Genomic DNA, 7,178 nt, shown 5'->3' on the forward strand with positions numbered 1-7,178 from the left:
ATTCTACCCTTCGTTAAATCGTATGGAGACATCTCCAGTTTAACTCTGTCGCCAGGTAAGATCTTGATATAGTTCATTCTCATTTTTCCTGAGATATGAGCAACTACCTGATGACCATTTTCTAACTCTACCCGGAACATTGCATTGGATAACGCTTCTATAATTGTTCCGTCTTGTTCGATAGAGGACTGCTTCGCCATTTATTGATTTTTAACTTTATCTATGTAATCAAAAGTTGTTAATACTTCTGCTTTATCTTTACGTATTACTACTGTGTGCTCAAAATGAGCTGATGGTTTATTATCTCTTGTTCGGATCGTCCACCCATCATCTTCCTGGACTATGTACCGTGTACCCAGGTTGATCATGGGCTCGATCGCTAAGACAAGACCATCTTGTAATCTCAATCCTTGGCCACGCTTGCCGTAGTTAGGAACCTCTGGTGACTCGTGCAGGCTTTTACCTATACCATGTCCCACCAATTCTCTTACAACACCATACCCAAAGCTTTCAGCATATTGTTGAATAGCAAAACCAACATCTCCAATCCTCGAACCAACAACAGCTTTGTCAATCCCCCTATACAAAGACTCTTTTGTTACTGTCAATAACTGGGCTACCTCCTCCGAAACTTCACCTACAGCATGCGTATAGGCACAGTCACTATGAAAACCTTTGTAGTAAACTCCAGCATCAACAGAGATTACATCCCCATCGTTCAAAATATAGTTACCCGGCATTCCGTGAACTACTGTTGAATTAACTGAGATACAAAGGCTATAAGGAAACCCGTTGTAATTTTTGAAGGAAGGGACAGCTCCGTTATCGTTTATAAACTCTTCCGCTCTTTTGTCGAGCGTGGCAGTAGAGACTCCCTCCTTTATAAGAAGAGCTATTTCGCCATGTGCTTTACTTAGTATTAAAGCACTCTGGCGAATTAGCTCAATTTCTTCTTCGGTCTTGTAAAATACCATTTATTAGGATACCATGGCGATGTTCTCGGTTCGGCCTCTGAGCTTACCGGATTTCATCATACCATCATAATGACGCATTAGTAAATAACTTTCAATTTGCTGTAGCGTATCCAGTACAACACCCACCATAATGATCAGCGAAGTACCCCCAAAGAACTGTGAAAATTCTCTTGTTACACCTAACAGCATAGCAATAGATGGGAAGATCGCAACCAGTGCCAGGTAAATAGCACCTGGCAATGTTATCTTGGTAAGTATATTATCAATGTATTCGGAAGTAGCGCGACCTGGCTTTACACCTGGCACAAAACCACCACTTCTCTTCAGATCATCTGCAATTTGATTAGGGTTAACACTTATCGCTGTATAGAAATAAGTAAATACTAGGATCATCAGACCGAAAACAACATTGTACTGCCAAGACGTGAAGTCAGAGAAGGTAGCACCAATGTAGCTCGCTGTTTCATTAGTGTCTGCCCATATGGATGCTAACATCGAAGGCAGGAACATCAAAGATTGTGCAAAAATGATTGGCATTACACCGGCAGCATTCACTTTTAAAGGTATAAACTGGCGTTGGCCACTGTAAAGCGAACTTCCCCCTACCTGCTTCGCGTACTGCACTGGTATTCTTCTGACAGCCTGTGTAAGCATTACAACAGACATTACTACAAAGAACAGAACCACTAATTCAAACATGAATAAAAGGGCGCCATTCAGCTCTTTTGACAAACCCTCGGCTACAATTGCACCCGGGAATCGTGATATTATACCGATCATGATCAGCATAGATATACCGTTTCCTATTCCTTTATCTGTTATTCTTTCACCAAGCCACATACAGAAGATTGTGCCGGATGTCAGAACAATCATGGAAGTGATTGTAAAGAGAGTGGTATTGATCACAATAGCCTCGCTGTTAATGGTTGCTACGAAGCCTACTGCCTGAGCGAGTGTGATAACGATGGTAAGAACTCGGGTGATTTGGTTGATTTTTTTTCTACCAGACTCACCCTCCTTCTGCATTTTTTGAAAATAAGGAACAGCGATTGTGAGTAGCTGCAATACGATAGAAGCCGAAATATATGGCATAATACCTAACGCAAAGATGGAAGCATTGCTAAATGCTCCACCTAAGAAAGTATCTAACAGACCAAATATTCCGGCCGTGTTAGCTTTTAGTTGGTTAGGGTCTACACCAGGAAGAACAACATAAGAACCTAATCTAAAAATAGCTATAAACCCGATCGTATTGAGAATTCGTACTCTCAGGTCATCGATAGCAAAAATGTTCTTAATAGTTGTTATAAACTTCTTCATAAAGATTAAAGAGCTACTGTTTTACCGCCTGCTTTTTCAATGGATGATATGGCAGTCTGAGAAAAAGCATGAGCGTGTACTTCTACAGCCTTCGAAATCTCTCCTCTACCTAAGACTTTCACTTTATCATTCTTAGACACCAAACCGTGTGCCTTGAAGAAATCAAAGTTAAGAACTTTTTCGTTAGTCTCTGCTGCCAATGACTCCAGAACATCTAAATTGATTGCTTTATATTCAACTCTGTTGATATTTTTAAAGCCAAATTTAGGAACACGTCTCTGAAGCGGCATCTGACCACCTTCAAAGCCGGATTTCTGGGAATAGCCAGAGCGCGACTTAGCACCTTTGTGTCCTCTGGTAGAAGTTCCACCTCTACCTGAGCCAGTACCTCTGCCTATTCTCTTTCTATTCTTTATAGATCCTTCTGCAGGTTTTAATGTATTCAGATACATGTTAAATGTCTTTTACTTCTACTAAATTATGAACCTTGTTAATCATACCAGCAATCTGAGGAGTTTTTTCAACAGTTACTGATTTATTGATCTTGCCAAGACCCAGGGCTTGAATAGTCAGCTTCTGGCTCTTTGGTCTGTCAATTATGCTTTTTACTTGTGTGATTGTAACTTGAGCCATCTTAATTAACCGTTAAATACTTTCTGTAGATTAACACCTCGCTGCTGAGCTACTGCCAATGGATCACGCATTTTAGAAAGCGCGTCAAAAGTTGCTTTTACCACGTTGTGTGGGTTAGAAGAACCTTTAGACTTGCACAGTACGTCTTTAATACCGGCACTCTCTAAAACAGCACGCATTGCACCACCTGCAATAACACCTGTACCTGCAGCAGCTGGCTTAACAAGCACATAACCACCGGAGTACTTGCCTTCCATAGCATGAGGTACTGTATGATGATACAAAGGAACTTTTACCAAGTTCTTCTTCGCGTCATCGATTCCTTTAGCAATGGCGTCTGTTACCTCATTGGCTTTACCTAAGCCGTAACCTACTACACCGTTACCATCTCCTACAACTACAATAGCTGCGAAACTGAATCTTCTACCACCTTTAACTACTTTGGCAACGCGATTGATAGCTACTACTCTTTCTTTTAGCTCTATTTCGCTAGCCTTTACACTACGAATATTATTTTTCAACATAACGTCTTAGAATTTAAGGCCTGCTTCACGAGCACCTTCAGCCAATGATTTTACTTTGCCGTGGTATAAATAGCCAGAGCGGTCAAACACAACCTGTGTAATGCCCAATTCAACAGCTTTAGCACCTATTTCTTTTCCAACCAGGTTGGATACAGAAATGTTAGCGTTGGTTACACCATCAAGCTTTGCAGAAGAGGCAGCCGCTAAAGTTTTACCTGCAGTATCATCGATGATCTGTGCATAGATAGCTTTATTGCTTCTAAAAACAGATAATCTTGGTCTAGCAGCAGTACCAGAAATCTTGTTTCTGATACTTCTCTTAATTCTAAGTCTTCTTTGTACTTTATTAGCAGACATGATGATGATTATTTAGACGCTGTTTTACCAGCTTTTCTTCTTACAACTTCACCAACAAAACGGATACCTTTACCTTTGTAAGGCTCTACTTTGCGTAGTGATCTGATTTTTGCAGCAACCTGACCGATCAACTGCTTATCATTGCTCTCCAACGTGATAACAGGAGCTTTACCTTTTTCAGTCACAGCGGTAGCTGTAACCTCAGCCGGCATGGCCAAAAAGATGTTGTGTGAGTAACCTAAAGCCAGTTCAAGAATATTTCCCTGTACCGTTGCTTTATAACCTACACCTACTAATTCCAGTTGCTCCTTGTATCCTTGTGTTACACCAACAATCATATTGTTGATAAGTGAACGATACAGCCCGTGCATAGCTTTGTGGCGCTTCTGCTCTGTAGGACGTTCTACAACAAGTTGGTTATCTTCTTGTTTTACAATGATGTCTTTGTCAACAGCTGTTGTCAAAGAACCCTTCGGTCCTTTGACAGTTACAACGTTGTCATTCCCCACTGAAACCTGGATATCGTTTGGAAGAGCGATTGGCAATTTTCCTATACGTGACATTGTCTATCCTCCTATTAATAAACGTAACATAATACTTCGCCACCTACATTCAGTGACTTAGCTTCCTTTTCAGTCATTACACCTTTTGAAGTAGACAAGATCGCTACACCTAAGCCATTGAGAACTCTTGGGAGGTTGTCATTTCCAGTGTACTTACGAAGCCCTGGCTTACTAACCCTTTCAAGTTTCACAATAGCAGATTGCTTAGTGGTTGGGTTATACTTCAGAGCGATCTTAATAGTGCCTTGTACAGCAGCATCTTCAAACTTATAGCTTTGAATATAGCCTTTTTCGTACAATACTTTTGTAATCTCTTTTTTAATATTGCTAGATGGTATTTCAACTACTCTGTGGTTCGCTTTGATAGCGTTACGCACTCTAGTTAAATAATCTGCTATTGGATCTGAGTTCATTATGAATCACTTAAATCTTGAATGCTTTTTTCTAAGCGAGCGGCAAAGATACGAATATCTTTTCTTCTTTCTTAGTTTGTTAAGAAAAAATTACCAGCTTGACTTTGTCACTCCAGGAATCTTACCCATATTAGCTAACTCTCTGAAAAGTACACGTGAGATACCGAATTTTCTCATATAACCACGTGGTCTTCCTGAAAGCTTGCAACGGTTGTGTAATCTTACCGCGGAGGAGTTCTTAGGAAGCTTATCTAATGCTTCGTAATCACCTTTTGCTTTTAGTTCAGCTCGCTTAGCAGCATACTTTGCTACTAATTTTTGTCTTTTAAGCTCTCTTGCTTTTACTGCTTCTTTCGCCATTGTTATTGATGCTTAATGTTAGTGAAAGGCATGCCAAAAGCTCTAAGCAGTTCGTAACTTTCCTCGTCAGTCTGAGCTGTCGTTACGAAAGTGATATCCATACCACTGATGGCTTTTACTTTATCGATGCTGATTTCTGGGAAGATGATCTGCTCTTTTACACCAAGTGTATAGTTGCCTCTGCCGTCAAAGCCTTTGTCATTTACACCTCTGAAGTCACGAACACGTGGAAGTGCGATAGTCAAAAGACGATCCAGGAACTCATACATTTTCTGACCTCTTAGCGTTACGCGGGCGCCGATAGGCATACCTTCACGCAATTTAAAGTTAGAAACTGATTTCTTAGCAATAGTAGAGACAGCTTTCTGACCAGAGATAATAGTTAATTCTTCTACCCCGATGTCAACCAACTTCTTGTCAGCTACTGCTGCGCCTATACCTTTGTTGATGGAGATCTTAGTGATCTTAGGCACCTGCATGATGTTCTTATACTGGAACTTCTCTTTCAGCGCAGGTACAACCTCCTTCTGATATTTTTCTTTAAATCTTGCAGTTGCCATATTAGATTACCTCTCCTGTTTTTTTAGAATAACGCTCTGATTTACCTTCGCTGTTCTTTCTGCTGCCAACTTTCGTCGTTTTACCAGTTTTAGGATCAACAAAAGCTACGTTGCTTGCATGAATAGGAGCCTCAACTTTCGTAATACCACCTTGAGGATTTTTGGCACTTGGCTTAGAATGCTTCGTTACCAGGTTAAGTCCTTCAATGGTTACTTTTTGCTTCTCAATATTTACAGCTGTTACGCGGCCTGTCTTACCGCGCTCGTCACCGGCTATTACTTTAACTGTATCGCCAGTATTTACATGAAGTTTTTTCTTATTCATCTTGATTTCTGAATTAGTGATTAAAGAACTTCAGGTGCTAACGAAACAATTTTCATGAATTGCTTTTCACGAAGTTCGCGTGCTACCGGTCCGAAGATACGCGTACCACGTGGCTCGTTGTTTGCGTTCAAAAGAACAGCCGCATTATCGTCGAAACGGATATAAGAACCGTCTTTCCTTCTGATCTCTTTCTTTGTTCTTACAATAACTGCTTTAGAAACAGTTCCTTTCTTAACGTTTCCAGATGAAAGGGCTGACTTCACAGTTACTACAATTCTATCACCGATAGAAGCGTATTTTTTACCAGTTCCACCTAATACACGGATGCAAAGAACTTCTTTGGCACCGCTGTTATCAGCTACTGTTAATCTTGATTCCTGCTGTATCATCTTACTTAGCCCTTTCTATAATTTCTACTAAACGCCAGTTTTTGCTCTTGCTAAGAGGACGTGTTTCCTGGATGCGCACGGTATCACCGATGTTGCATTCATTTTTCTCGTCGTGCGCCATGAACTTAGTAGACTTGCTAACAAACTTCCCGTACATCGGGTGCTTCATTCTGCTTTCTACAAGTACAGTGATAGATTTGTCCATCTTGTTGCTAACAACCTTACCACTTCTTTCTTTTCTAAGATTTCTCTCTTCCATGATTTCTATTAAGTATTAAGAGTTAGCTTCAATTTCACGGCGACGAATCTCAGTATTCAGACGAGCGATAGATTTCTTCGTCTCACGGATTTTCATCGGATTTTCTAACGGAGAAATAGCATGTGCAAAACGCAATGTCTGCATAGTTGTCTGCTCCGTATTAAGCTTCTCTTTCAGCTCTTCTAAAGACAAAGCTTTAATCTCTGAATTTTTCATATACTATTTCTCAACGTAATCTCTACGTACTACAAACTTTGTTTTAACTGGTAGCTTTTGTGCAGCAAGTCTTAGAGACTCTTTCGCAACTTCCAGCGACACACCATCCGATTCAAACATGATGGTACCTGGCTTAACAACTGCTACCCAATATTCAGGGGAACCTTTACCCTTACCCATACGAACCTCTGCAGGCTTCTTTGTAATAGGCTTGTCAGGGAAAATTCGGATCCATACCTGACCTTCACGTTTCATTGCTCTTGTCATTGCAATACGAGCAGCTTC

General features: G+C 40.6%; 16 protein-coding genes. All 16 read right to left on the bottom strand.

Annotated elements, in window-relative coordinates:
• Positions 1-200, bottom strand: a 200-nt coding sequence (infA, locus tag OB13_RS17065) for a translation initiation factor IF-1 (RefSeq protein WP_461491389.1), incomplete at its 3' end; no start/stop codon positions are given.
• Complete coding sequence (map, locus tag OB13_RS17070) at positions 201-974, bottom strand: type I methionyl aminopeptidase (RefSeq protein ID WP_461491390.1); 774 nt, start codon at positions 972-974, stop codon at positions 201-203.
• Positions 975-977: 3 nt separating this feature from the next.
• Positions 978-2,294, bottom strand: a complete 1,317-nt coding sequence (secY, locus tag OB13_RS17075; protein ID WP_461491391.1) for a preprotein translocase subunit SecY — start codon at positions 2,292-2,294, stop codon at positions 978-980.
• Positions 2,295-2,299: 5 nt separating this feature from the next.
• Complete coding sequence (rplO, locus tag OB13_RS17080; RefSeq protein ID WP_461491392.1) at positions 2,300-2,746, bottom strand: 50S ribosomal protein L15; 447 nt, start codon at positions 2,744-2,746, stop codon at positions 2,300-2,302.
• A 1-nt stretch (position 2,747) separates the two neighbouring features.
• Positions 2,748-2,927 (bottom strand): 50S ribosomal protein L30, encoded by a 180-nt coding sequence (gene rpmD / locus OB13_RS17085; protein ID WP_461491393.1) that lies wholly within the window; start codon positions 2,925-2,927, stop codon positions 2,748-2,750.
• Positions 2,928-2,932: 5 nt separating this feature from the next.
• A complete protein-coding gene (gene rpsE, locus OB13_RS17090; protein ID WP_461491394.1) occupies positions 2,933-3,451 on the bottom strand; it encodes a 30S ribosomal protein S5 in 519 nt (172 codons plus the stop codon).
• Between the two features lie 6 nt (positions 3,452-3,457).
• Positions 3,458-3,808 (bottom strand): 50S ribosomal protein L18, encoded by a 351-nt coding sequence (gene rplR / locus OB13_RS17095; RefSeq protein ID WP_461491395.1) that lies wholly within the window; start codon positions 3,806-3,808, stop codon positions 3,458-3,460.
• Positions 3,809-3,816: 8 nt separating this feature from the next.
• Complete coding sequence (rplF, locus tag OB13_RS17100) at positions 3,817-4,371, bottom strand: 50S ribosomal protein L6 (protein ID WP_461491396.1); 555 nt, start codon at positions 4,369-4,371, stop codon at positions 3,817-3,819.
• Positions 4,372-4,385: 14 nt separating this feature from the next.
• Positions 4,386-4,784, bottom strand: coding sequence for a 30S ribosomal protein S8 (gene rpsH, locus OB13_RS17105; protein WP_461491397.1), 399 nt, complete (start codon positions 4,782-4,784; stop codon positions 4,386-4,388).
• Positions 4,785-4,874: 90 nt separating this feature from the next.
• Positions 4,875-5,144, bottom strand: a complete 270-nt coding sequence (gene rpsN / locus OB13_RS17110; protein ID WP_461491398.1) for a 30S ribosomal protein S14 — start codon at positions 5,142-5,144, stop codon at positions 4,875-4,877.
• 2 nt (positions 5,145-5,146) lie between these two features.
• Positions 5,147-5,704: a 50S ribosomal protein L5 gene (gene rplE, locus OB13_RS17115; protein WP_461491399.1), complete on the bottom strand. Its 558-nt coding sequence runs from the start codon at positions 5,702-5,704 to the stop codon at positions 5,147-5,149.
• A 1-nt stretch (position 5,705) separates the two neighbouring features.
• A complete protein-coding gene (rplX, locus tag OB13_RS17120; protein ID WP_461491400.1) occupies positions 5,706-6,029 on the bottom strand; it encodes a 50S ribosomal protein L24 in 324 nt (107 codons plus the stop codon).
• A gap of 20 nt (positions 6,030-6,049) precedes the next feature.
• Entirely contained in the window at positions 6,050-6,418 is a 369-nt protein-coding gene (gene rplN / locus OB13_RS17125; protein ID WP_018476849.1) for a 50S ribosomal protein L14, read from the bottom strand.
• A 1-nt stretch (position 6,419) separates the two neighbouring features.
• Positions 6,420-6,677 (bottom strand): 30S ribosomal protein S17, encoded by a 258-nt coding sequence (rpsQ, locus tag OB13_RS17130; protein ID WP_461491401.1) that lies wholly within the window; start codon positions 6,675-6,677, stop codon positions 6,420-6,422.
• Between the two features lie 15 nt (positions 6,678-6,692).
• Positions 6,693-6,893 carry a 50S ribosomal protein L29 gene (gene rpmC, locus OB13_RS17135; RefSeq protein ID WP_461491402.1) on the bottom strand — a complete coding sequence of 67 codons (201 nt, stop codon included), beginning with the start codon at positions 6,891-6,893 and terminating at the stop codon, positions 6,693-6,695.
• Between the two features lie 3 nt (positions 6,894-6,896).
• On the bottom strand, positions 6,897-7,178 hold a 282-nt coding region (gene rplP, locus OB13_RS17140; RefSeq protein ID WP_461491403.1), incomplete at its 5' end, for a 50S ribosomal protein L16.

The organism is Pontibacter sp. HJ8, assembly GCF_054824225.1.